The sequence below is a fragment of the Streptomyces lasalocidi genome (assembly GCF_005280215.1).
Classification (GTDB): Bacteria; Actinomycetota; Actinomycetes; order Streptomycetales; family Streptomycetaceae; genus Streptomyces; species Streptomyces longwoodensis.
Genome location: NZ_SZNQ01000001.1, coordinates 5864106 through 5886372, shown reverse-complemented (window position 1 = coordinate 5886372; position 22267 = coordinate 5864106). Strand labels below are relative to the sequence as shown.

The following is a 22267-nucleotide window of genomic DNA, read 5'->3' as shown; positions in this document are numbered from 1 at the left end:
TCACGCGAGGGTGGGCGGCGCGGCGAGCCGGCCCCGGCCGGGTCCGGGGCCCGTCGAGGGCCCGGCCCGGCCGGCCGTCGCTCAGACGGCGCTCAGCAGGACGTCCTGCTGCTGCGTCGCGTGCATGTGGGGCAGCGGCACGATGCCGTGGGGGCGCAGCTCCATCAGCGTGGCCTCGACGTGGGCCGCGCCCGCCTTCAGGGGGCTGCTCGTACCGGCCGCGGTGATCGTGTCGGACGGCCGTCCGGTGTTCTGCCAGGTGTGCTCGGCGCCGTCGCACACCGCGCGGGTGCCGCCGATGCCGTAGCGGGTCCGCGGGGCGGCGTCCTGGCTGACGGAGGAGCTGACGAAGACGGGGCCGCTGCTGCCGAGGCAGCGGTAGGTGCCGGAGAGGGTGACGGTGCCGTCCGGGGCGATCCGGCCGACCGCGTCGACGGTGACCGACTCCAGGACGCCGGCCGAGGCCGTGACGGCGGGGGAGACGGCCGTGAGCAGCAGGGCGGCGCCGGCGGCCGCGCCGAGCACGGGACGCAGATGACGCAGGGCACGCAGGGGACGCAGGGGACGCAGGGACACGGATGACCTCCTGGGGGTGGGGCGGGGTGGTGCGGTGAGTGAGGTCTTCCACTGGTTACCGGGCGGTCGCGCAGACCGCCGTGATCGTCACCCCTTCGGTGGCGGGTCCGCGACGTGCGTCGGCGAACGGTCGTGGGGATGTCCGGGTGCTGTCACGCTTCGCGGCACCCCCTGGCGGGGCGGGTCCCGGCGGGCGCATCGTCGGTCCAGGCGGGACGGGCCGCACGGCCGGTCCCACTCCCTCGACGCGGAGGTGCGCCATGTGCTCCCACCCGAACCCGACGCAGACCACCGGACAGCCGGCCGACAGCCGGGCCGCGCACGTCGTCGCCGCGCACCCCGAGCAGGGCTGGGACCTGCTGTGCGACGGCACGATCGTCTTCGACGACTCCGGCGCGGTGCTCCCGGACGGCCGTGTGCTCGCCCCGCACCGGCTCCCGGTGGACGCCCTCGCGACCGCTGCCTGACGACCTGCCAGGCGCGCCCGGCTCAGTCAGGGAGGACCGCGAAGCCGTCCAGCTCCACCAGCGCCTGCTCGTCCCACAGCCGGACGATCCCGACCACGGCCATCGCCGGGTAGTCGCGCCCGGCCGACGCGCGCCAGATGCCGCCCAGTTCGGCGGCGTGGGCGCGGTAGGCGGCGACGTCGGTGACGTACACCGTCACCCGGGCGAGGTCGGCCGGTGTGCCGCCCGCGGCGGCGAGCGCGGTCAGCAGGTTGGCCAGCGCCCGCCCGAACTGCTCGGGCAGCGTGGCCCCGACGACCCGGCCCTCGCCGTCGAGCGCGGTCTGCCCGGCGAGGAACACCACCCGGGAGCCGGTCGCCACCACGGCGTGGGAGAAGCCGGCCGGCGGGGACAGCTCCGGCGGGTTGACCCGCTGCACGCTCATGCGCCGCCCTCCTCGCGGGACCGGTACAACTCCTTGGCGACGATGCCCCGCTGGACCTCGCTCGCCCCTTCGTAGATGCGGGGTGCGCGCACCTCCCGATACAGGTGCTCCAGCAGGTGGCCGCGCTGCAGGGCGCGGGCGCCGTGCAGCTGGACGGCGGTGTCGACGACGTACTGCGCGGTCTCGGTGGCGAGCAGTTTGGCCATCGCGGCGCGCCCGGGGACGTCCGGGGCGCTGCTGTCGTACGCCGTGGCCGCCGCGTACACCATCAGGCGGGCCGCTTCCGTGCGCAGGGCCATCTCGGCGACCTGGTGGGCGACGCCCTGGAGGTCCTTGAGCTTGCCGCCGAAGGCGTCGCGGCGCGCGGTCCACTCCACGGTGGCGTCCAGGGCCGCCTGGGCCATGCCGACCGCGAAGGCGCCGACGCTGGGCCGGAACAGGTTGAGCGTGCCCATCGCGACCCGGAAACCGGCGTCGACCTCGCCGAGGACGTCGTCCGGGGTGACCGGGACGGCGTCGAAGGCGAGGGTGCCGATGGGGTGCGGGGAGAGCATGTCGAGGGGGGTGCCGGTCAGGCCGGGCCGGCCGGCGGGGACGAGGAAGGCGGTGACGCCCCGGGCGCCCGCGCCGGGTGTGGTCCGGGCGAAGACGGTGACGACGTCGGCCTCCGGGGCGTTGGAGATCCAGGTCTTCTCGCCGGTCAGCCGCCAGCCGCCGGACCCGTCGGGCGCGGCCGTCAGGGTCAGGGCCGCCGCGTCCGAGCCGGCGCCGGGCTCGCTGAGCGCGAAGGCGGCGACCGCGCGGCCCTCGCTCACCGCGGGCAGCCAGCGCTGCCGCTGGGCGGGGGTGCCGTGGGCGTGCACCGGGTGCGCGCCGAGGCCCTGGAGGGCGAGGGCGGTCTCCGACTCGGTGCAGACCCGGGCCAGGGACTCGCGCATCAGGCACAGGTCGAGGGCGCCGGAGGTGAACAGCCGGGCGAGCAGGCCGAGTCGGCCGAGTTCGGCGACGAGGGGCCGGTTGACCCGGCCGGGCTCGCCCTCCCCGGCGAGCGGGCGCAGCCGGTCGGCGGCCAGGGCGCGCAGCTCGGCGCACCAGGCGGTCCGTTCCGGTTCGAGCGAGAATGCGGGCATCGCCGGTCCCCTCTCCCGTGCACTCCTCCGACCTTATCGCGCCCCGTTGACTGCCGTCACCGACGCGATACGCTCGACGGGCGAGCCCACCACGACGCCGGACCGGCAAGGGGGCGCACGGACATGCACGACTCCGCCCACGTCGACACCTTCGCGCGCGACCACCTGCCCCCGCCCGAGCAGTGGCCCGAGCTGCGCCTCGACCTGCCGGAGCTGCGCTACCCGGACCGGCTGAACTGCGCCGCCGAGCTGCTGCACGGCCCGCCCGACGACCGCCCGGCCTTCCGCACCCCGCACGGCACCTGGACCTACGGCGAGCTGCGGGCCCGCGTCGACCGGATCGCGCACCTGCTGACCGGCGGCCTGGGCGTCGTCCCCGGCAACCGGGTGCTGCTGCGCGGCCCCACCACCCCCTGGCTCGCCGCCTGCTGGCTCGCGGTGCTCAAGGCGGGCGGGGTGTGCGTCACGGTCCTCGCCCAGCAGCGCCCGCAGGAGCTGCGCACGATCTGCGAGATCGCCCGGGTGCGGCACGCGCTGTGCGACGTCCGGGCGGTGGACGACCTCGCCAAGGCCGAGGTGCCGGACCTGCGGATCACGACGTACGGCGGCGACGCGCCCGACGACCTGCTGCGCCGCCCGGCGCCCGGGGGCGCCTACCGGGCCGTGGCCACCGCCTGCGACGACGTGGCGCTGATCGCGTTCACCTCGGGCACCACGGGCCGCCCCAAGGGCTGCATGCACTTCCACCGGGACGTCCTGGCGGTCGCCGACACCTTCGGCCGGCATGTGCTGAAGCCGCGCGCGGACGACGTGTTCGCGGGCAGTCCCCCGCTGGGCTTCACCTTCGGCCTCGGCGGGCTGGTGGTGTTCCCGCTGCGGGCCGGCGCCTCGGCGCTGCTCCTGGAGCAGGCGGGCCCCCGGCAGCTGCTGCCCGCGATCGCCGAGCACCGGGTGTCGGTGCTGTTCACGGCGCCGACCGCGTACCGGGCGATGCTGGGCGAGCCGCAGGCGTACGACGTGTCGTCCCTGCGCCGCTGCGTCTCGGCCGGCGAGAACCTGCCCGCGGCCACCTGGCACGCCTGGCACGAGCGGACCGGGCTGCGGATCATCAACGGCATCGGCGCCACCGAGCTGCTGCACATCTTCCTGTCGGCCGCCGACGAGGACGCCCGGCCCGGCACCACCGGCTTCCCGGTGCCCGGCTGGCGGGCGCGGGTGCAGGACGCGCACGGGGCGCCCGTGCCCGACGGCGAGCCCGGACTGCTCGCCGTCCAGGGCCCGGTGGGCTGCCGCTACCTCGCCGACCCCCGCCAGCGCGACTACGTGCGCGACGGCTGGAACGTCACCGGGGACACCTACGTGCGCGGCGGCGACGGGTACTTCCGGTACGTGGCCCGCGCCGACGACATGATCATCTCGGCCGGGTACAACATCGCCGGACCCGAGGTCGAGGAGGCGCTGCTGCGCCACCCGGACGTGGTGGAGGCGGCGGTCGTGGGGCGCGCGGACGAGGACCGCGGGCAGGTCGCGGTCGCCTTCGTGGTGCCGCGCGAGGGTGCCCGGCGGGACGCGGAGGCGCTGCGCGCCTTCGTCCGCCGGGAGCTGGTGCCCTACAAGTGCCCGCGCGAGGTGGTCTTCCTGGAGGCGCTGCCGCGCACCGCGACCGGCAAGCTCCAGCGGTTCCGCCTGCGCACCGGAGGCGACCAGCAGTGACGCCGACGACTTAAAATGATCAACGTGTCCGACCAGCACGCTCCCCGGTCCCTCATCGTCACGCTCTACGGCGCCTACGGCCGCTTCGCGCCGGGCCCCGTGCCCGTCGCCGAGCTGATCCGGCTGCTCGCCGCGGTGGGCGTCGACGCCCCCTCGGTGCGCTCCTCGGTGTCCCGGCTGAAACGCCGCGGGCTGCTGCTGCCCGCCCGCACCGCCGAGGGCGCCGCGGGCTACCGGCTCTCGCCCGAAGCACGGCAGTTGCTCGAGGACGGCGACCGGCGCGTCTACGCGTCCGCGCCGCCCGACGACGAGGGCTGGGTGCTGGCGGTGTTCTCGGTGCCGGAGTCGGAGCGGCAGAAGCGCCACGTGCTGCGCTCCCGGCTGGCCGGCCTCGGCTTCGGCACGGCGGCCCCCGGTGTGTGGATCGCCCCGGCCCGGCTGTACGAGGAGACCCGGCACAGCCTGCGGCGGCTGCGGCTCGACCCGTACGTCGACTTCTTCCGCGGGGAGCACCTGGGCTTCGCCGCGACCGTGGAGTCCGTGGCCCGCTGGTGGGACCTGGCGGCCATCGCCAAGGAGCACGAGGCGTTCCTCGACCGGCACGAGGAGGTGCTGCGCGCCTGGGAACGGCGCGTGGACACCCCGCCGGACGAGGCCTACCGCGACTACCTGCTCGCCCTGGACTCCTGGCGCCACCTGCCGTACACCGACCCGGGCCTGCCCGCCCGGCTGCTGCCCGCCGACTGGCCGGGGGTGCGCTCGGCCGAGGTGTTCCGGGGCCTGCACCGCCGGCTGCGGGACGCGGGCGCGGAGTTCGCGGGGGCGCCCCGGCAGGACGCATGACGGCGTCCGACGGCTGACGGAACCTCAGGGGCCCAGCGTGAGGCGGGGTTTGGGGGTGTCGGTGCGTCCGGTCCGGGGGCGCCGGCTGCCCGCCCGGTAGGGCTCCGGCCACACGGCGCCCGGCCCGGAGTAGCCCTGCTCGGCGGCGGCGTGCAACGTCCAGTGCGGGTCGTACAGATGGGGCCGGGCGAGCGCGCACAGGTCCGTGCGTCCGGCGAGGATCAGGGAGTTGACGTCGTCCCAGGAGGAGATCGCGCCGACCGCGATCACCGGCACCCCGGCCTCGTGCCGGATCCGGTCGGCGTACGGCGTCTGGTACGACCGCCCGAATTCCGGGCGTTCCTCGGCGACGACCTGGCCGGTGGACACGTCGACGGCGTCGGCACCGTGCGCGGCGAAGGCGCGGGCGATCTCCACGGCGTCGTCGGCGCTCGTGCCGCCCTCGGCCCAGTCGGTGGCGGAGATGCGCACCGTCATCGGGCGTTCCCCGGGCCAGACGGCCCGGACCGCGTCGAACACCTCCAGCGGGAAGCGCAGCCGCCGGTCCAGGCTGCCGCCGTAGGCGTCGGTGCGGCGGTTGGTGAGCGGGGAGAGGAAGCCGGACAGCAGGTAGCCGTGCGCGCAGTGCAGCTCCAGCAGGTCGAAGCCGGCCCGGGCGGCCCGGCGGCCGGCCGCCGTGAACTGCTCGCGCAGGTCCGTCAGTTGGGCCCGGGACAGCTCGCGCGGTGTCTGGCTGCCCGGCCGGTACGGCAGCGCGGAGGCCGCGACCAGGGGCCAGTTGCCGTCGGGCAGCGGCTCGTCGATGCCCTCCCACATCAGGCGGGTCGAGCCCTTGCGGCCGGAGTGCCCGAGCTGGACGCCGATCGCGGTGCCCGGCGCCCGGGTGTGCACGAACTCGGTGACGCGCCGCCACGCCTCGGCCTGCCGGCCGGTGTAGAGGCCGGTGCAGCCGGGGGTGATGCGGCCCTCCTCGCTCACGCACACCATCTCGGTCATCACCAGTCCGGCGCCGCCGAGGGCCCGGGCACCCAGGTGCACCAGGTGGAAGTCGCCGGGCAGGCCGTCGGCCGCGGAGTACATGTCCATGGGCGAGACGACGACCCGGTTGCGCAGGGTCAGGCCGCGCAGCCGGAACGGCGTGAACATCGGGGGCGTGCCGGGCGGGCAGCCGAACTCGCGCTCCACCGTCTCCACGAACCGCGCGTCGCGCAGCCGGAGGTTGTCGTGGGTGACGCGGCGGCTGCGGGTGAGCAGGTTGAACGCGAACCGGCGGGGCGGCTGGTCGAGGTACAGGGCGAGGTTCTCGAACCACTCCAGGCTCGCCCGGGCGGCCCGCTGGGTGGACGCCACGACCGGCTTGCGCTCCTGCTCGTAGGCCGCCAGCGCCGTGTCACGGTCGGGGTGTTCGCGCAGGCAGGCGGCCAGGGCGAGGGCGTCCTCGACGGCGAGCTTGGTGCCGGAGCCGATGGAGAAGTGCGCGGTGTGGGCGGCGTCGCCGAGGAGGACGACGTTGCCGTGCGACCAGTGCTCGGTGGTGACCGTGCGGAACGTCGTCCACGCCGACCGGTTCGAGCGCAGGGGCCGGCCGCGGAGCGCCTCCGCGAAGACCTTGGCGCAGCGGTCGGCGGACTCCTCCTCGCCCAGCTCGTCGAAGCCGGCCGCGCGCCAGACCTCCTCGCGCATCTCGACGATCACGGTGGAGGCGTCGGGCGCGTAGGGGTAGGCGTGCAGTTGCATCACGCCGTGCTCGGTCTCGGCGATCTCGAAGCGGAAGGCGTCGGAGGCGAAGTCGGTGGCGAGCCAGATGTAGCGGCAGCGGTGGGCGGTCACCCGGGGGCGGAACGCCTCGGCACGGGCCTGCCGGGTGGTGCTGTTGATCCCGTCGGCGGCGACGACGAGGTCGTGCGTGGCGGCCAGTCGGTCGGGGTGCGGGGCCGTGGAGCGGAAGCGGAGGTCGACGCCGAGGTCGTGGCAGCGCCCGTGCAGGACGTCCAGGAGCCGTTGCCTGCCGAGGGCGGCGAAGCCGTGGCCGCCGGAGGTGTGCCGCCGGCCCCGGTGCACGATGTCGATGTCGTCCCAGCGCACGAAGTGGCGCCGCAGGGCGTCGTGGACGACGGGGTCGGCGTGCTCGATGCCGCCCAGGGTCTCGTCGGAGAGGACGACGCCGAAGCCGAAGGTGTCGTCGGGGGCGTTGCGCTCCCAGACGGTCACCTCGCGGGCCGGGTCGAGTCGTTTCAGCAGGGCCGCGGCGTACAGTCCGCCGGGACCCCCGCCGATGACCGCGACACGCATCGTGGTCTCACCTCCCCCTCCACTTCGGGGTGCGCTTCTCCGTGAACGCGGCGTGGAACTCGGCGTAGTCCTCGCCGTTCATCAGCAGGGCCTGGGTGGCGGCGTCCAGTTCCACCGCCGCCGCCAGCGGCATGTCCAGCTCCGCCGTGAGCAGGGCCTTCGTCTGGGCGTGGGCCAGGGCCGGGCCGTCGGCGAGGCGGCGGGCCAGCGCGGCGGCGGCCTCGTCGGCCCGGCCCTCCTCGGTCAGTTCGCTGATCAGGCCGATGCGCTCGGCCTCGGGGGCGCGCACCGGCTCGCCCAGCATGAGCAGCCGGGTGGCGTGGCCGAGGCCGACCACCCGGGGCAGCAGGTAGGCCGCGCCCATGTCGCCGCCGGACAGGCCGACGCGGGTGAACAGGAAGGCGAAGCGGGCCGTGGGGTCGGCGACCCGGAAGTCCGCGGCGAGGGCCAGGACGGCGCCCGCGCCCGCGGCCACGCCGTGCACGGCCGCGATCACCGGGAACGGGCACTCGCGCACCGCCCGTACGACCTGGCCGGTCATCCGGTTGAAGTCGAGGAGCCCGGCGGTGTCCAGGGCGAGGGTGGCGCCGATGATCTCCTCGACGTCGCCCCCGGAGCAGAAGCCGCGGCCCTCGCCGGCCAGGACGAGGGCCCGCACGGACCGCTCCCGGGACAGCTCGGCGAGCAGGTCGCGCAGGTCGGCGTAGGCGCCGAAGGTGAGGGCGTTGAGCTTGTCGGGGCGGGCCAGGGTCACCGTGGCCACGCCGTCGGCGTGCTCGACGCGCAGGTGTTCCCAGTCGGCGGTGCGGGCGGCGGATCCGAGGAAGGGACTCACCCTTCGAAGCTATCACTCGTCCGTGACTGTCGTCACGAGGGCGACACAAGACGGGCACCGGTTCGGGCGGGCGGCGGTGTCACCGCTCGTCGACAAGGCCGTAACAAGGGGATCGTCGCGACGAGCCGGGGCGTTCGCCGGGGTAAGCCGCCCGGTAGCGGGGCCGCCGGTCCCGTGCGGCGCCCGTCGTGCGCCCCTGCCGGGGGCCGCCGTACCATTCCTGAGGTCGGAAAGCAGGACCGCGTGATGACGACGCTCGCAGGACCCTGCGCCATGAACGGACTCGCCTTGCACGAACCCTCCGCCTCGCCCGCCTCCTGGCGCATCGCGCTGCCGCACTCCGCCGCGGCCGTGCCCGTGGCCCGTGCGCTGGTCCGCACGGCGCTGACGGAGCCGGCCCACGGGGCGGACCGCGACACCGCCGAGCTGCTCACCGCGGAGCTGGTGGCGAACGCCGTGGAGCACGCCGCCGGGGACGGCCCGATAGAGCTGGTGGTGGAGCTGCTGCCGACCGGCTGCCAGGTCGAGGTGCACGATCCGGACCCGGCGCCGCCGGGCGACCTGACCCGCCCGTCCGGCCGGGAGCCGGACCCCTGGCAGGAGCACGGGCGGGGACTGCTGCTGATCCGCGCCCTCAGCTCGTCCTGCGGGCACCGCCCCACCGGGACGGGCAAGGCGGTGTGGTTCCGGCTGGCGACGGTCCCGCCGCAGTGGCGGCCGCAGACGTCCTGACCCGGGACCTAGGGCCTGTCGTTTGGATCAGTCCGGCCCGGCCCACGGCGCCTTGTCGCCGACCCGAGCGGGGTCTGGTGCGTGCAGCTGCAAGGCGGAGGAGGGCGGCGACGCGGAGCGTCGCCAACCGACGACAACGCCGCAGATGCGCGTGCCAGACCCCGCGACGCCGGAATGATCCAAACGACAGGCCCTAGGCGAGGGTGGCCACCAGGACCGCCTTGATGGTGTGCAGCCGGTTCTCCGCCTCGTCGAAGACGACCGAGTGGGCCGACTCGAACACCTCGTCGGTGACCTCCAGGGAGTCCAGGCCGTGGCTCTCGTGGATCTCGCGGCCGACCTTGGTGCCCAGGTCGTGGAAGGCCGGCAGGCAGTGCAGGAACTTCACGTCCGGGTTGCCGGTGGCGCGCAGCACGTCCATGGTCACCGCGTACGGGGCGAGGGCGGTGATGCGCTCGTCCCAGACCGCCTTGGGCTCGCCCATCGACACCCACACGTCGGTGGCGACGAAGTCGGCGCCCGCGACGCCCTCCTCGACGGCCTCGGTGAGGGTGACGCGGGCCCCGCTGGCCGCGGCCAGCTCGCGGGCGCGCTCGACGACCTCCTGGGCGGGCCAGTAGGTCTTGGGGGCGACGATCCGCACGTCCATGCCGAGCAGGGCGCCGGTGACGAGGTAGGAGTTGCCCATGTTGAAGCGGGCGTCGCCGAGGTAGGCGAAGGCGACCTCGGTGAGGGGCTTGGCGGTGTGCTCGGTCATGGTGAGCACGTCGGCGAGCATCTGGGTGGGGTGCCAGTCGTCGGTGAGGCCGTTGTAGACGGGCACGCCGGCGTACGCGGCCAGCTCCTCCACCTTGGCCTGGCTGTCCCCGCGGTACTCGATGCCGTCGTACATCCGGCCGAGCACCCGGGCGGTGTCCTTCACCGACTCCTTGTGCCCGATCTGCGACCCGACGGGGTCCAGGTACGTGGTGGAGGCGCCCTGGTCGGCGGCGGCGACCTCGAAGGCGCAGCGGGTGCGCGTCGAGGTCTTCTCGAAGATCAGGGCGATGTTCTTCCCCCGCAGGTGACGTGTCTCGGTCCCGGCCTTCTTGGCGGCCTTCAGCTCGGCGGCCAGTTCCACCAGGGCGCGCAGCTCCTCCCCGGTGAAGTCCAGCTCCTTGAGGAAGGGGCGGCCGGCGAGGGCGGTCGGGACAGTCGCCATGGGGGCGCTCCAGGGGGACGAGAGGGGGCGGGGACAGATGACGGTGGAAGTGTATACGAATAACAGAATTTCTATACGGCCACTCCCCGCCCCGCCCCTGCCCTCACACGGCGTCCCGCTCCACCGGGCAGCTCATGCAGCGCGGTCCGCCGCGACCCCGGCCCAGTTCGCTGCCCGGGATCTCTATGACCTCGATGCCCTGCTTGCGCAGGTGGGTGTTGGTGGTGGAGTTGCGTTCGTAGGCGACCACGACGCCCGGCTCGACGCAGAGCACGTTGCAGCCGTCGTCCCACTGCTCGCGCTCGGCGGCGTGCACGTCCTGGGTGGCGGTGAGCACCCGGATCTCGCTCAGGCCCAGCGCGGCGGCGATCGCGCGGTGCATGTGCTCCGGCGGGTGGTCCGTGACCTTCAGCTCCTTCTCCCCGGCGCCCGGCTCGATGGTGTACGAGCGGAGCATGCCGAGGCCCGCGTACTGGGTGAAGGTGTCCCCGTCGACCATCGTCATCACGGTGTCCAGGTGCATGAGGGCGCGCCGCTTGGGCAGGTCGAGGGCCACGATGGTCTGCGCGGACCCGGCCGCGAACAGCTTGTGGGCCAGCATCTCGACGGCCTGCGGGGTGGTGCGCTCGCTCATGCCGATGAGGACCGCCCCGCTGCCGATCACCAGCACGTCCCCGCCCTCGATGGTCGACGGGTAGTCGGCCTGCCCCTCGGACCAGAGGTGGAAGTCCTCGTCGCGGAAGAGCGGGTGGTGGCGGTAGATCGCCTCGAAGTGCACGGTCTCGCGCTGGCGGGCCGGCCAGCGCATGGCGTTGATGGAGACGCCGTCGTAGATCCAGGCGGAGGTGTCGCGGGTGAAGAGGTGGTTGGGCAGCGGCCGCAGCAGGAAGTCGTCCAGTTCCATGGCGTGGAAGCGCACCGAAACCGGCTCCTCGTGCCCCTCCAGGAACTCCCGCTTCGTCATCCCGCCGATGAGGGCCTCGGCCAGCTCCTCGGCGGGCAGCGCGTCGAAGGCGGCGCGCAGCGGGTCGGTGGCGAGCGGGCCGTACTCCTTCTCGTCGAAGACGCGGTCCAGGACGAGTTCCCTCGCCTCGGGGACGTGCAGGGCCTCGGTGAGCAGGTCGCCGAAGAGGTGGACGGCGACGCCGCGGTCGCGCAGGACGTCCGCGAAACCGTCGTGCTCGGCGCGCGCCCGGCGCACCCAGAGCACGTCGTCGAAGAGCAGCGCGTCCTTGTTGCTGGGGGTGAGCCTTTTGAGCTCGAGATCCGGCCGGTGCAGGATGACGCGGCGCAGCCGCCCGGCTTCGGAGTCGACGTGGAATCCCATGCCTTCATCCTGACCGCGAAGGCGGGGGTTCACCCCGGTTCCGCCGCGACTCGTTGCACCGCCCCTCTTTTCGTCCCCTTGACGACAAGCGGACGGGACGATTATCGTCTCGGTGACGAGAACGAGCGAGGGGGTCGCATGGCCGACATCACCCGGCGCCTGGGCTGGCGCCACCTGCGCGGCGCGCCGACGGCGCACGTCCGGCACCACCACTCGGGCCGGCTGGTGCACGACGGCCCGGGGCTGAGCTTCTGGTACCGCTCGCTGACCGCCGCGCTGTCCGAGGTCCCGGTCGACGACCGCGAGCTGGCGATGACCTTCCACGCCCGTACGGCCGACTTCCAGGACGTGGCGGTGCAGGCCACCGTGACCTACCGGATCGGCGACCCGGCCCTCGCCTCCGCGCGCCTGGACTTCTCCATCGACCCGGACACCGGGATCTGGCGCGGCGCACCCCTGGAACAGCTCGGCACGCTGCTGACCGAGACGGCTCAGCAGCACGCGCTGGCGGTCCTCGCCCGGACCCCGCTGGCGTCGGCGCTGGTCGACGGGGTCGGCGCGGTCCGCGACCGGATCGCGGCCGGCCTGGCCGCCGAGCCCCGGCTGCCGGCCACCGGCATCGAGGTCGTCGCCGTCCGGGTCGTGGCGCTGCGCCCCGAGCCGGAGGTCGAACGGGCCCTGCGCACCCCGGCCCGCGAGCAGATCCAGCAGGAGGCCGACCGGGCCACCTACGAGCGGCGCGCGGTGGCGGTGGAACGCGAACGCACCATCGCGGAGAACGAGCTGGCCAGCCAGATCGAACTGGCCCGGCGCGAGGAGCGGCTGGTCGAGCAGCGCGGCGCCAACACCCGCCGCGAGGCCGAGGAGGGCGCGGCCGCCGACAAGGTACGGGCCGAGGCGGAGGCGTCCCGCGCGGTGCGGCTCGCCGAGGCCGAGGCGGCACGGCAGGTGGCGCTGGCCGACGCCGAGGCACGGCGCACCGAACGGCTGGCGGAGGCGGAGGCGACCCGCACGGCCCGGCTCGCCGCGGCGGAGGCCGACCGCGCGGTGCGCCTCGCCCACGCGGAGGCCGAGGCGGCCCGCGAGGTGGGCGAGGCCCGCGCCCAGGCACAGGCGGCCTGGCTGCGGGTGCACGCCGACGTCGACGTGGCGGTGCTGCACGCGCTCACCGGCACCCGGCTGGCGGAGAACCTGCCGCACATCGACAGCGTCACCGTCTCCCCCGACGTGCTCACCGGGCTGCTCAGCCGGCTCGGGGGTGCCCCGTCGGCCGGGCGGCGCGAGCCCGGCGTAGCCGACGGGACACCTCCCGGGGGCCGCGCGTGAGCCTGGCCCCGCGGGCCGTGCTGGTCCACCGCACCACGGAGTACGAGGAGCTGGTGGCCCGGCACGGCACGCACGGGCAGGCCGCCTTCTTCCTCGCCTCGCGGGGCCGGGACATCGAGGAGGTCGCCGAGCGCCACCACCGCACCCGCCGGGCGCTGGCCGAGGTGACGGCGGCGATCCCGCTGAGCTGGCGCCAGTCCCGGGTCGAGCGGGCCGACCTGGACCGGTTCCTGTTCGCGCCGGAGGACGTCGTCGTCGTGGTCGGGCAGGACGGGCTGGTGGCCAACGTCGCCAAGTACCTGTCGGACCAGCCGGTGATCGGCATCGACACCGACCCGGGGCGCAATCCCGGCGTGCTGGTCCGGCACGCCCCGGCCGACGCGGCGGCGCTTATCCCGGGGGCGCTGGAGGGCCGCGCCTCGACGGCCGGGCTGACCATGGTCGAGGCGGTCGCCGACGACACCCAGCGCCTCGTCGCGCTCAACGAGGTGTACCTCGGCGCCGCCGGGCACCGGACCGCCCGCTACCGCCTGGGCCTCGAGGGCGACGGGGGTGTCGTCGAGGCCCAGGCCTCCTCGGGGGTGCTGGTCGGCACCGGCACCGGCGCGACCGGCTGGATCCGCTCGGTGTGGCAGGAGCGGCACGCCGCGCTGCGGCTGCCCGCGCCGACCGAGGACCGGCTGCTGTGGTTCGTGCGCGAGGCGTGGCCCTCCCCGGCGACCGGCACCGCGCTGGTCGCCGGGGAGCTGACGGCCGCCGCCCGGCTGCGCCTGACGGTCGAGTCGGAGCGGCTGGTCGTCTTCGGCGACGGCATGGAGACCGACGCGCTCGACCTCACCTGGGGGCAGACGGTCGAGGTGGGCGTGTGCGCCCACCGCCTGCGGCTGGTGGACTGACGCCCGCCGCCCGCACCCGGTGGACCGGGGCGCGGGCCGCGGGCGCGGCCCCTCACAGCCGCGGGTCGACCGGCTCCGACTCCAGGGCCAGCACCCCGAACACCGCCTCGTGCACCCGCCACAGCGGCTCGCCCCCGGCCAGCCGGTCCAGGGCCTCCAGGCCCAGGGCGTACTCGCGCAGCGCCAAGGACCGCTTGTGCTGGAGGAAGCGGCCCCGCAGCCGGGCCAGGTGGTCGGGGCGGGTGTACTCCGGGCCGTAGATGATCCGCAGGTACTCCCGGCCCCGGCACTTCACGCCCGGCTGCACCAGACGGCCCTCGCCGTCGCGGACCAGCGCGCCCAGCGGCTTGACGACCATGCCCTCGCCGCCCCGGCCGGTCATCTCCAGCCACCAGTCGACGCCCGCCCGCACCGACTCCGGGTCGCCGGTGTCGACGTACAGGCGCCGGGTGGTGTGCAGCAGGCCGCTGCCGTCGTGCTCCACCAGCCGGTCCAGCAGGGCGAGTTGCTCGTCGTGCGGCAGGCCCGCGAGGCTGCGGCCCTGGACCGCGAGGACCTGGAACGGCGCGAGCCGCACGCCGTCCAGGCCGTCGGTGGTCCAGCAGTACCGGCGGTAGGCGGCGGTGAACGCGGCCGCGTCGGCGGCCCGTTCGCGCTGCCGGGACAGCAGGTCACCGACGTCCACCCCGCGCGCCGCCGCGCCCTCGAGCGCGGCCAGCGCGTCCGGGAACACCGCGCCGGACGCGGCGCCGACCGCGGCGTACTGCGCGCGCAGCAGCCCGGACGCCTTCAGCGACCAGGGCATCAACTCGGCGTCCAGCAGCAGCCAGTCGGTGTCCAGCTCCGTCCACAGGCCGGCCGCGCCGACCGCGGCGCGCAGCCGGTCCAGGACCGCCTCCGTGGTCGCCGGGTCGTCGAAGAAGGGGCGGCCGGTACGGGTGTACAGCGAGCCCGTCGGCCCGTCGACGCCGAACCTCCGGCGGGCCGCCTCCGCGTCCCGGCACACCAGCGCCACGGCCCGCGAGCCCATGTGCTTCTCCTCGCACACGACCCGCTCGACCCCGTCGGCGGCGTACTGCGCGAACGCCTCCAGCGGGTGCTCCAGGTAGCCGTCCACCTTGGAGGTCGCCGTCGGCGCCATGGTCGGCGGGAGGTACGGCAGCAGCCGCGGGTCGACCGCGAAGCGGCTCATCACCTCCAGGGCGGCCGCCGCGTTCTCCTCGCGCAGCGTGATCCGGGGCTGGTACCGCGTCTCCACGACCCGCCGCCCCTGCACGTCCGCCAGGTCCAGCGGCCGTCCGTCCTGCCCGCCGGGCGCCTCGGAGCGCAGCGGCTTCGCCGGCTCGTACCAGACCCGCTCCGCCGGTACGTCGACCAGCTCGCGCTCCGGCCAGCGCAGCGCGGTCAGCTTGCCGCCGAAGACGGCGCCGGTGTCCAGGCAGATGGTGTTGTTCAGCCAGGTCGCCTCGGGGACGGGGGTGTGGCCGTAGACCACGGCGGCCCGGCCGCGGTAGTCCTCGGCCCACGGGTAGCGCACCGGCAGCCCGAACTCGTCGGTCTCCCCGGTGGTCTCGCCGTACAGGGCGTGCGAGCGGACCCGGCCGGAGGTGCGGCCGTGGTACTTCTCGGGCAGGCCCGCGTGGCAGACCACCAGCCGGCCGCCGTCGAGGACGTAGTGGCTGACCAGCGAGTCGATGAACTCCCGTACCTCGGCGACGAACTCCTCGCTCTCGCCCGCCATCTGCGCGACGGTCTCGGCGAGTCCGTGGGTGTGCTGGACCTTGCGGCCCTTGAGGTGGCGGCCGTACTTGTTCTCGTGGTTGCCCGGCACGCACAGGGCGTTGCCCGACTTCACCATCGCCATCACCCGGCGCAGCACGCCCGGGCTGTCGGGGCCGCGGTCGACGAGGTCGCCGACGAAGACCGCGGTGCGGCCGCCGGGGTGGGCGCCGTCGACGTAGCCCAGCTTGCCGAGCAGCGCCTCCAGTTCGGACGCGCAGCCGTGGACGTCGCCGATGATGTCGAACGGGCCGGTGAGGTGGGTCAGGTCGTTGAAGCGCTTCTCGGTGACGACGGTGGCGTGCTCGACCTCCTCCACCCCGCGCAGCACGTGCACCTTGCGGAAGCCCTCGCGCTCCAGGTGGCGCAGGGAGGACCGCAGTTCGCGGGTGTGGCGGCGGACGACCCGGCGGGGCAGGTCCGCGCGGTCGGGGCGGGACGCGTTGCGCTCGGCGCACACCTCCTCGGGCACGTCCAGCACGATCGCGATGGGCAGCACGTCGTACTGCCGGGCCAGGTCGATCAGCTGCCGGCGGGCCTCCTTCTGCACGCTGGTCGCGTCGACGACGGTGCGCCGGCCGGCCGCGAGACGCTTGCCCGCGATGTAGTGCAGGACGTCGAAGGCGTCCCGGGTGGCGCCCTGGTCGTTCTCGTCGTCGCTGACCAGGCCGCGGCAGAAGTCCGAGGAGATGACCTCGGTGGGCTTGAAGTGGCGGCGGGCGAACGTCGACTTGCCGGAGCCGGAGGCGCCGACGAGCACGACGAGGGAGAGGTCGGTGACGGGCAGGAGCCGTCCCTGCGGGGTCCCGGTGGTCATGCGGCCTTCGCCTCCTTCGCGGTCCTGGCGCCGAACACGGCGAGCTGGGTGGGCGGCCCGACCTCGGGGTCGTCCGGTCCCACGGGCCGGAACTCCACGTCGTAGCCGTGCCGTTCGGCCACCGCGCCGGCCCAGGCGCGGAACTCGGCACGGGTCCACTCGAAGCGGTGGTCGCCGTGCCGCACGTGCCCGGCCGGGAGGGACTCCCAGCGGACGTTGTACTCGACGTTCGGGGTGGTCACGACCACCGTGCGCGGACGGGCGTGCCCGAACACGGCGTACTCCAGCGCGGGCAGCCGGGGCAGGTCGAGGTGTTCGACCACCTCGCTGAGCACGGCCGCGTCGTAGCCCTTGAGCCGGTTGTCGGTGTAGGCGAGCGAGCCCTGCAGCAGCCGGACCCGGGCGGCCTGCCGCTCACCCATGCGGTCCAGCTTCAGGCGCCGCGCGGCGATGGTGAGCGCCCGCACGGACACGTCCATGCCGACGACCTCCGTGAACCTGACGTCCCGGAGCAGTTCCTGCACCAACTGGCCCTGGCCGCAGCCGAGGTCGAGCACCCGGGCGGCGCCGGACTCCGTCAGGGCGGTGAGGATCGCCTCGCGGCGCAGCACGGCCAGCGGGGTCGGCTTCTCCTCCGTCTCCGTGTCCTCGCCGACCGCGTTGTCGATCTCCTCGACCTCGCTGTCGTCGGTCTCGGCCAGCCGCACCAGCTCCAGCCGCTCGTTCGCCTGCCGGGTCAGCGACCAGCGGCGGGACAGGTAGCGGCTGGTGATCAGCTTCTGCTCCGGGTGGCCGGGCAGCCAGCCCTCGCCGGCCCGCAGCAGCTTGTCGACCTCGTCGGGCGCGACCCAGTAGTGCTTGGCGTCGTCGAGGACCGGCAGCAGCACGTACAGGTGCCGCAGGGCCGCCGACAGGGTCAGCTGCGCCGACTCCAGCGTGAGGCGCACGTACCGCGAGTCGCCCCACTCGGGGAACTCGGTGTCCAGCGGTACCGGTTCGGCGGTCACCGTCCAGCCCAGCGGCTCGAACAGGCGCCGGACGAGCCCGGGTCCGCCGCGGGCGGGCAGGGCGGGCACCTCGATGCGCAGCGGCAGCGGCTCGGCGGCCCGCTCGGGGCGGGCGGCGCACACGCCGCGCATCGCGCTGGAGAAGACGGCGCTCAGCGCCACCGCGAGCAGCGAGGAGGCCGCGTAGGGGCGGTCGTTGACGTACTGGGCGAGCGCCGCGTCGGGGGCTCCGCCGCGGTCCTTGCCCCGGCCGCGCCGGACCAGGGCCACCGGATCCACCTCCAGCAGCAGCGCCGCCGTGCAGTGCTGCGGGCCCGCCTCGGGGTACAGGACGTGCGCCCTGCCGTAGGAGGTGGAGAACGCCTGCGCCCTGTCGGGGTGCTTGTGCAGCAGGAACCCGAGGTCGGTGGCGGGGCGTTCCGGGGTACCGGTGGTACTGATCGTCAGGAACACGGTGGCCTGGCCTCAACGTATGGGGTGAGCTGCGGCGTTCGCCGCAGCGGGGTCGAGCGTGCCCCCAACGTACCGTCGGGTCCTCGCAGGCACTGCTGAATATTCACCGGGCCCGACGGGCCGCTACGGGACCGGCTTCCAGGCGCTGACGCCCAGCTCGCCCGTGGTGCCGAGGTCGAGGTGGGGCGTCACGGTCACCGGGTCGGCGCCGGGCAGGGCGCGCACCCGGACGTAGGGGACGTCGACGGCGGCGCCGGAGCCCGTGGTGTTGCGCCACATCAGTCCGGCGCTCGCGCTGCGGCCCGGTGCGAGCGTGAGGGGCCGGGGCGGGTCGTCGAAGCCGGTGACGGTGGCGATGCCGCCGCTGCCGTGCAGGATGCGGACGCCGTGGACCGGCTCGCGGTCCGCGTCCAGGAGGGTCAGGTCCGGGTAGCCGTGGAGGGAGACCGCGCGGGTGCCGCAGTTGTCCAGGCGCAGGCCGACCACGCGCAGGCCCATCGCGGCGTCGCCGTCGTCCGCGGTGACCCGGATCCCGGAGGGCGGGCAGACGCCGGGCGCGGCGGGCGCCTCGCTCGCGGGCACCTTGGTCACGCGCAGCACCTTCACCCGGGTCACGGGGGACGCGCCCGGCGGCAGCGTCTCCATCGTGACCGTGCCGCGCACGGTACGGCCGGGGCCGACGCCCGCCACGGTCCGCGTCCGGTTGTCCATCGCCCCGCCGGCGTCGTCGGCGAAGGTGAAGACGATGGTGTACGTCATCGCGACGGGCCCGTTGTTGGTCACCTCGTAGGCGGCGGAGACGCCCGTGGCGGCGGGGGTGCCGGTGGGCAGCGGATCGGCGTGGACGCCGTGGCCCCCGCGCGTCGGGGACGGGGTGGGGGTGGCCGCCGGGAGGGTGACGGAGGTGACGCGGACGCCGTCCACGGGCGGGTCGGTGACCGCGGTGCGCCCGCCCGGCGTGGCGGCACCCGCGTCGACGCCGCGGCCGGCGTGTTCGGTGCCGCAGGCCGTCGTCAGCAGCAGGACGGCGGCGGCGAGGGCGGGGAGCACGAGGGGCACGGGTCGGGGCATCCCGTCACCCCATCAGGGCATCGGCCCCGGCGGAGTGACGGACGCCACAGTTCCGGTCACAGCACTGTCACAGCTGCGACTGCACCTGGGACGCGATCAGCTCCAGGTGGTCCAGGTCGGCGAGGTCCAGGACCTGGAGGTAGAACCGGCGGGAGCCGACCTCGGCGTAGCGGCCGATCTTGTCGACGACCTCGGCCGGGGAGCCGGCCAGTCCGTTGGCCTTCAGCTCGTCGACCTCGCGGCCGATGGCGGCGGCGCGGCGGGCGACCTCCTGGTCGTCCTTGCCGACGCAGACCACCAGCGCGTTGGACAGCACCAGCTCGTCGGCGTCGCGGCCCGCCTCGCGCGCGGCCTCCCGGACCCGGCCGAACTGCCGCTCGCTGTCCTCGACGGAGGAGAACGGCATGTTGAACTCGTCGGCGTAGCGGGCGGCGAGCCGCGGGGTGCGCTGCGCGCCGTGGCCGCCGATCAGCACCGGGACCTTCTCCTGCGCGGGCTTGGGCAGCGCGGGCGAGCCGGTGAGGTCGTAGTGCTTGCCGTGGAAGTCGTAGGTCTCGCCGGGCGGGGTGCCCCACAGGCCGGTGACGATCTCCAGCTGCTCCTCCAGGCGGCCGAACTTCTCCTTCGGGAAGGGGATGCCGTACGCCGTGTGCTCCTCCTCGAACCAGCCCGCGCCGAGGCCGAGTTCGACGCGGCCGCCGGACATCCGGTCGACCTGGGCGACCTGGATCGCGAGCACGCCGGGCAGGCGGAAGGTGGCGGCGGTCATCAGGGTGCCCAGCCGGATGCGCCGGGTCTCGCGGGCCAGTCCGGCGAGGGTGATCCAGGCGTCGGTGGGGCCGGGCAGGCCGTCCACGTCGCCCATCTTCAGGTAGTGGTCGGAGCGGAAGAAGGCGTCGAAGCCGAGGTCCTCGGTGGCCTTCGCCACGGTGAGCAGGGTGTCGTAGTCGGCGCCCTGCTGGGGCTCGGTGAAGATGCGAAGATCCATGCTTCCCATCCTGCCTCCCGAACCGGCGCCCGGCGCCACCGGACCCCCGTGTCGGCCCCCGGCGACCTGCGGGGACCCGCGGCTCACCGTTCCGGCAGGGCCTCCTCGCGGGCCGCCAGTCTGCGGAGCATCTCCAGGACGCGGTCGCGGGACTCGTCGGCGGCGTCGATGGACTCGATGCACTGCCAGTACGTGCCCTCGTCGACCCCGCCCGCCAGGCCCACGAGGACGATGCCGACCTCGCCGAGCAGTCCGCCGAGGCAGAGCAGCGTCTCCCGGGCGTCGTCCAGCTCGGTGAGGTGGGCCGCCCGTAAGTCGCCCTCGTCGAGGTCGGGGGTGTCCAGCACCCCGCAGCCCCGGCCGGCCAGCTCGGTCAACCCCAGGGCCTCACCGCGAAGTTCGGGCGGACCGGAGACGGCCAGGCGGCTGCCGATCGCCTGGGCCAGGGTGTGCGCCTGCCAGACCTCCGTCAGGATCTCCGCCTCGCCGACACTGCCCGCGAGCGCGCGCCTGCTCGCCCGGATGAGCCGCACCGCTTCCATGCGCCGCCCCCGTCCGTCCCCGGCGCGCGCCCCTCGCGCGTCCGACCGAACTCATGTGTCCACTACCCAGAGTGAGACTCATTGAGACCTGATACCAGAGAAAGACGGAAAATACTGGACAACAAATCGGTCTCGAAGCGGCAGACAACTACCGAGTGTGATAACGATCAGTCGCCGTTCCTGCCCACCGGGAACCGGAGTTCATTGCGTTCGATCTTCGCGGCGAGCGCCGCGCGCGGGTCGATGCCCAGCACCTCGCACAGTTGCAGCAGGTACGCGAGGACGTCGGCCACCTCGTCGGTGACCCGGTGCGCGCTGTCCGGGTCGTCCATGACCCGCTCGGACTGCTCGGGGGTCAACCACTGGAAGATCTCGACCAGTTCGGCCGCCTCCACGCTGAGCGCGGAGACGAGGTTCTTGGGCGTGTGGTACGGCTGCCAGGAGCGGGCGGCGGCGAACTCGGCGAGCCGGCGCTGGAGCGCGGGCAGGTCGGGCGGGGTGTTCTCTTCGGTCACGGGTCCAGGTCTACCACCGTCACCCCGGGCACCCCGGCCGCCCAGGAGCCGTCGCTCACGGCCGCGACGCAGCGGATGTGCCCGCGCTCGCCCATCCGCCCGGCGAGGCCGAGCAGGGCGGAGCGCTGGGCGGGGTCCAGGGCGCGGTCGAAGCCGTCGGCGAGGACGGTGAGGGTGCGCATCGCGTCGGGGACCTCGCCGGGGGTGTCGACGTCCAGTACGCCGGGGCCGGTGAGCAGCACCAGCGCGAGCGCGAGGTAGCGCAGTTCGCCGTCACCGAGGCGGGCCAGTTCCGTGGCCGGCCCCGCCCCGCGGACCAGGACGGCGCGCACGGTGCCGTCGCCGAGGGGTTCGGCGCGCAGGTCGGTCACGGGCCCGGCGCACCCCGCCCGGACGGCGTCCACGAGCAGCGCGTGCCGGCGTCCGCACTCCACCCGGGTCCGCCACAGGACGTCGGCGAGGTTGTCGCACCCGGTCAGCAGGTGGCCGGTGCCGGTCGGGACGGGGGCGCGCATCGCGTCGGGGCGCGGGTCGCAGGCGTAGAGGGAGCGCAGGGCGACGACCATCTGCTCGGCGGCCGCGAGCACTCGGCGCTGGCCGTCGGTCTTGCCGGCGACGCGCAGCGGGAGCAGGGCCGTGCCGAGGCGGTCGTCGGGGAGCGGGGCGCGGGTGACGGGGGCGGAGCCCGCGGTGTGCCAGGCGGCCTGGACGGTGGGCCGGCCGGGGTCGCGCAGCGCCGTCTCCAGCAGGACGCGGTCCCCCGCGGTCAGCCGCTCGCCGACGACGCGCAGCTCCGGCTCGGCCTGGACGGCGAGGTCGAGCCGTACGGGACCCTCGGGGCCGTCGGCCGTGCAGCCGATACGGAAGCCGCGCCGGCGCTGCGCGTCGGGGCGGGCCCGGTCGGGCACCCAGGCGGCGGCGTCCGGGAACACCTCGGCGAGGACCGCGCCGCCCGCGAGCCGGGCGAGCGCCGCGCAGGCCTGGAGGGCGCTGGTCTTCCCGCTGCCGCTGCGGCCCGCCAGCACGGTGACCGCGCCCAGCGGCAGCGCGGTGCGCCGGTGCCCGGCGAAGGCGGACAGCCGCAGCTCGGTGATCCGGGGCCGCACCGGGTGCGCCCCCGCCCCGTCGGCCCGGAGCCGGGACGGAGCGGGGTGCCCGCCCTGTGCGGGGACCCGGGCCGTGTCGTCCTCGGCGGTCGCACCGGCCGCACCGGTGGCACCGTTCGCGGCGGCACCGACGGACGCGTCGGGGAGGTCACCCGGCAGGGAGGCGGAGGACCCGCGCGGAACGGTCATGCCGGGACGCTATGGCCGGCCGCACCCACGGAATCGTT

Annotated in this window: 20 protein-coding genes; 6 read left to right on the top strand and 14 right to left on the bottom strand. The window is 74.9% G+C overall.

What is annotated here, in order from left to right; all coding sequences use genetic code 11:
* Positions 1-81: 81 nt before the first annotated feature.
* Complete coding sequence (locus E4U91_RS26525) at positions 82-576, bottom strand: DUF6299 family protein (protein ID WP_241678692.1); 495 nt, start codon at positions 574-576, stop codon at positions 82-84.
* 260 nt (positions 577-836) lie between these two features.
* Between E4U91_RS26525 and E4U91_RS26520 the strand changes: the two genes are divergently transcribed.
* The gene (locus E4U91_RS26520; protein WP_137309147.1) at positions 837-1043 is read left to right on the top strand and encodes a DUF5999 family protein; all 207 of its coding nucleotides are present in this window, start codon (positions 837-839) and stop codon (positions 1041-1043) included.
* A gap of 22 nt (positions 1044-1065) precedes the next feature.
* On the opposite strand, the gene E4U91_RS26515 is transcribed toward E4U91_RS26520, so the two are convergent.
* Both E4U91_RS26515 and E4U91_RS26510 read right to left on the bottom strand, forming a co-directional pair.
* Positions 1066-1467: a RidA family protein gene (locus tag E4U91_RS26515; protein ID WP_137309146.1), complete on the bottom strand. Its 402-nt coding sequence runs from the start codon at positions 1465-1467 to the stop codon at positions 1066-1068.
* A complete protein-coding gene (locus tag E4U91_RS26510; RefSeq protein WP_137309145.1) occupies positions 1464-2597 on the bottom strand; it encodes an acyl-CoA dehydrogenase family protein in 1134 nt (377 codons plus the stop codon). Before E4U91_RS26510 ends, E4U91_RS26515 begins: the two co-directional genes overlap by 4 nt.
* 123 nt (positions 2598-2720) lie before the next feature.
* Between E4U91_RS26510 and E4U91_RS26505 the strand changes: the two genes are divergently transcribed.
* Positions 2721-4310, top strand: coding sequence for an AMP-binding protein (locus E4U91_RS26505; RefSeq protein ID WP_137309144.1), 1590 nt, complete (start codon positions 2721-2723; stop codon positions 4308-4310).
* A 15-nt stretch (positions 4311-4325) separates the two neighbouring features.
* Positions 4326-5153 (top strand): PaaX family transcriptional regulator, encoded by an 828-nt coding sequence (locus E4U91_RS26500; RefSeq protein WP_137309143.1) that lies wholly within the window; start codon positions 4326-4328, stop codon positions 5151-5153.
* A gap of 24 nt (positions 5154-5177) precedes the next feature.
* Here the strand turns inward: E4U91_RS26500 and E4U91_RS26495 are convergent, their stop codons facing one another.
* Positions 5178-7445, bottom strand: a complete 2268-nt coding sequence (locus E4U91_RS26495) for a bifunctional salicylyl-CoA 5-hydroxylase/oxidoreductase (protein WP_137309142.1) — start codon at positions 7443-7445, stop codon at positions 5178-5180.
* 7 nt (positions 7446-7452) lie between these two features.
* Complete coding sequence (locus E4U91_RS26490; RefSeq protein WP_137309141.1) at positions 7453-8280, bottom strand: enoyl-CoA hydratase family protein; 828 nt, start codon at positions 8278-8280, stop codon at positions 7453-7455.
* 273 nt (positions 8281-8553) lie between these two features.
* Between E4U91_RS26490 and E4U91_RS26485 the strand changes: the two genes are divergently transcribed.
* A complete protein-coding gene (locus tag E4U91_RS26485) occupies positions 8554-9012 on the top strand; it encodes an ATP-binding protein (protein WP_137309140.1) in 459 nt (152 codons plus the stop codon).
* 193 nt (positions 9013-9205) lie between these two features.
* On the opposite strand, the gene argF is transcribed toward E4U91_RS26485, so the two are convergent.
* Both argF and E4U91_RS26470 read right to left on the bottom strand, forming a co-directional pair.
* The gene (gene argF / locus E4U91_RS26475) at positions 9206-10213 is read right to left on the bottom strand and encodes an ornithine carbamoyltransferase (protein WP_137309139.1); all 1008 of its coding nucleotides are present in this window, start codon (positions 10211-10213) and stop codon (positions 9206-9208) included.
* A gap of 103 nt (positions 10214-10316) precedes the next feature.
* Positions 10317-11540 carry an arginine deiminase gene (locus E4U91_RS26470; RefSeq protein WP_168218159.1) on the bottom strand — a complete coding sequence of 408 codons (1224 nt, stop codon included), beginning with the start codon at positions 11538-11540 and terminating at the stop codon, positions 10317-10319.
* A 138-nt stretch (positions 11541-11678) separates the two neighbouring features.
* On the opposite strand from E4U91_RS26470, the gene E4U91_RS26465 reads away from it, so the two are divergent.
* Together E4U91_RS26465 and E4U91_RS26460 are read left to right on the top strand one after the other, a co-directional pair.
* Positions 11679-12866, top strand: a complete 1188-nt coding sequence (locus tag E4U91_RS26465; protein ID WP_137309137.1) for an SPFH domain-containing protein — start codon at positions 11679-11681, stop codon at positions 12864-12866.
* On the top strand, positions 12863-13762 hold the full coding sequence (locus E4U91_RS26460) for an NAD(+)/NADH kinase (RefSeq protein WP_137309136.1): 900 nt from the start codon (positions 12863-12865) through the stop codon (positions 13760-13762). Before E4U91_RS26465 ends, E4U91_RS26460 begins: the two co-directional genes overlap by 4 nt.
* Positions 13763-13814: 52 nt before the next feature.
* Here the strand turns inward: E4U91_RS26460 and E4U91_RS26455 are convergent, their stop codons facing one another.
* The 7 genes from E4U91_RS26455 to E4U91_RS26425 all read right to left on the bottom strand — a co-directional run bounded on the left by E4U91_RS26455 (position 13815) and on the right by E4U91_RS26425 (position 22229).
* On the bottom strand, positions 13815-16358 hold the full coding sequence (locus tag E4U91_RS26455) for a polynucleotide kinase-phosphatase (RefSeq protein ID WP_137309135.1): 2544 nt from the start codon (positions 16356-16358) through the stop codon (positions 13815-13817).
* Positions 16355-17818 (bottom strand): 3' terminal RNA ribose 2'-O-methyltransferase Hen1, encoded by a 1464-nt coding sequence (locus tag E4U91_RS26450; protein WP_137309134.1) that lies wholly within the window; start codon positions 17816-17818, stop codon positions 16355-16357. The genes E4U91_RS26455 and E4U91_RS26450 overlap by 4 nt, the downstream gene beginning before the upstream one ends.
* A gap of 123 nt (positions 17819-17941) precedes the next feature.
* On the bottom strand, positions 17942-18889 hold the full coding sequence (locus E4U91_RS26445) for a DUF4232 domain-containing protein (RefSeq protein ID WP_137309133.1): 948 nt from the start codon (positions 18887-18889) through the stop codon (positions 17942-17944).
* 67 nt (positions 18890-18956) lie between these two features.
* On the bottom strand, positions 18957-19877 hold the full coding sequence (locus tag E4U91_RS26440) for an LLM class F420-dependent oxidoreductase (RefSeq protein WP_137309132.1): 921 nt from the start codon (positions 19875-19877) through the stop codon (positions 18957-18959).
* Positions 19878-19960: 83 nt separating this feature from the next.
* Positions 19961-20419 carry a DUF6099 family protein gene (locus E4U91_RS26435; RefSeq protein ID WP_137309131.1) on the bottom strand — a complete coding sequence of 153 codons (459 nt, stop codon included), beginning with the start codon at positions 20417-20419 and terminating at the stop codon, positions 19961-19963.
* Between the two features lie 167 nt (positions 20420-20586).
* Positions 20587-20934 (bottom strand): nucleotide pyrophosphohydrolase, encoded by a 348-nt coding sequence (locus E4U91_RS26430; RefSeq protein WP_137309130.1) that lies wholly within the window; start codon positions 20932-20934, stop codon positions 20587-20589.
* Positions 20931-22229, bottom strand: coding sequence for an AAA family ATPase (locus E4U91_RS26425; RefSeq protein ID WP_241678691.1), 1299 nt, complete (start codon positions 22227-22229; stop codon positions 20931-20933). Before E4U91_RS26425 ends, E4U91_RS26430 begins: the two co-directional genes overlap by 4 nt.
* Between the last annotated feature and the right edge of the window lie 38 nt (positions 22230-22267).

Coding starts and splice junctions, on each gene's coding strand:
- argF (WP_137309139.1), bottom strand. CDS start 10,213: ATGGCGACTGTCCCGACCGCCCTCGCCGGCCGCCCCTTCCTCAAGGAG.
- E4U91_RS26435 (WP_137309131.1), bottom strand. CDS start 20,419: ATGGAAGCGGTGCGGCTCATCCGGGCGAGCAGGCGCGCGCTCGCGGGC.
- E4U91_RS26440 (WP_137309132.1), bottom strand. CDS start 19,877: ATGGATCTTCGCATCTTCACCGAGCCCCAGCAGGGCGCCGACTACGAC.
- E4U91_RS26425 (WP_241678691.1), bottom strand. CDS start 22,229: ATGACCGTTCCGCGCGGGTCCTCCGCCTCCCTGCCGGGTGACCTCCCC.
- E4U91_RS26500 (WP_137309143.1), top strand. CDS start 4,326: ATGATCAACGTGTCCGACCAGCACGCTCCCCGGTCCCTCATCGTCACG.
- E4U91_RS26455 (WP_137309135.1), bottom strand. CDS start 16,358: ATGACCACCGGGACCCCGCAGGGACGGCTCCTGCCCGTCACCGACCTC.
- E4U91_RS26510 (WP_137309145.1), bottom strand. CDS start 2,597: ATGCCCGCATTCTCGCTCGAACCGGAACGGACCGCCTGGTGCGCCGAG.
- E4U91_RS26465 (WP_137309137.1), top strand. CDS start 11,679: ATGGCCGACATCACCCGGCGCCTGGGCTGGCGCCACCTGCGCGGCGCG.
- E4U91_RS26445 (WP_137309133.1), bottom strand. CDS start 18,889: ATGCCCCGACCCGTGCCCCTCGTGCTCCCCGCCCTCGCCGCCGCCGTC.
- E4U91_RS26470 (WP_168218159.1), bottom strand. CDS start 11,540: ATGGGATTCCACGTCGACTCCGAAGCCGGGCGGCTGCGCCGCGTCATC.
- E4U91_RS26505 (WP_137309144.1), top strand. CDS start 2,721: ATGCACGACTCCGCCCACGTCGACACCTTCGCGCGCGACCACCTGCCC.
- E4U91_RS26520 (WP_137309147.1), top strand. CDS start 837: ATGTGCTCCCACCCGAACCCGACGCAGACCACCGGACAGCCGGCCGAC.
- E4U91_RS26515 (WP_137309146.1), bottom strand. CDS start 1,467: ATGAGCGTGCAGCGGGTCAACCCGCCGGAGCTGTCCCCGCCGGCCGGC.
- E4U91_RS26485 (WP_137309140.1), top strand. CDS start 8,554: ATGAACGGACTCGCCTTGCACGAACCCTCCGCCTCGCCCGCCTCCTGG.
- E4U91_RS26495 (WP_137309142.1), bottom strand. CDS start 7,445: ATGCGTGTCGCGGTCATCGGCGGGGGTCCCGGCGGACTGTACGCCGCG.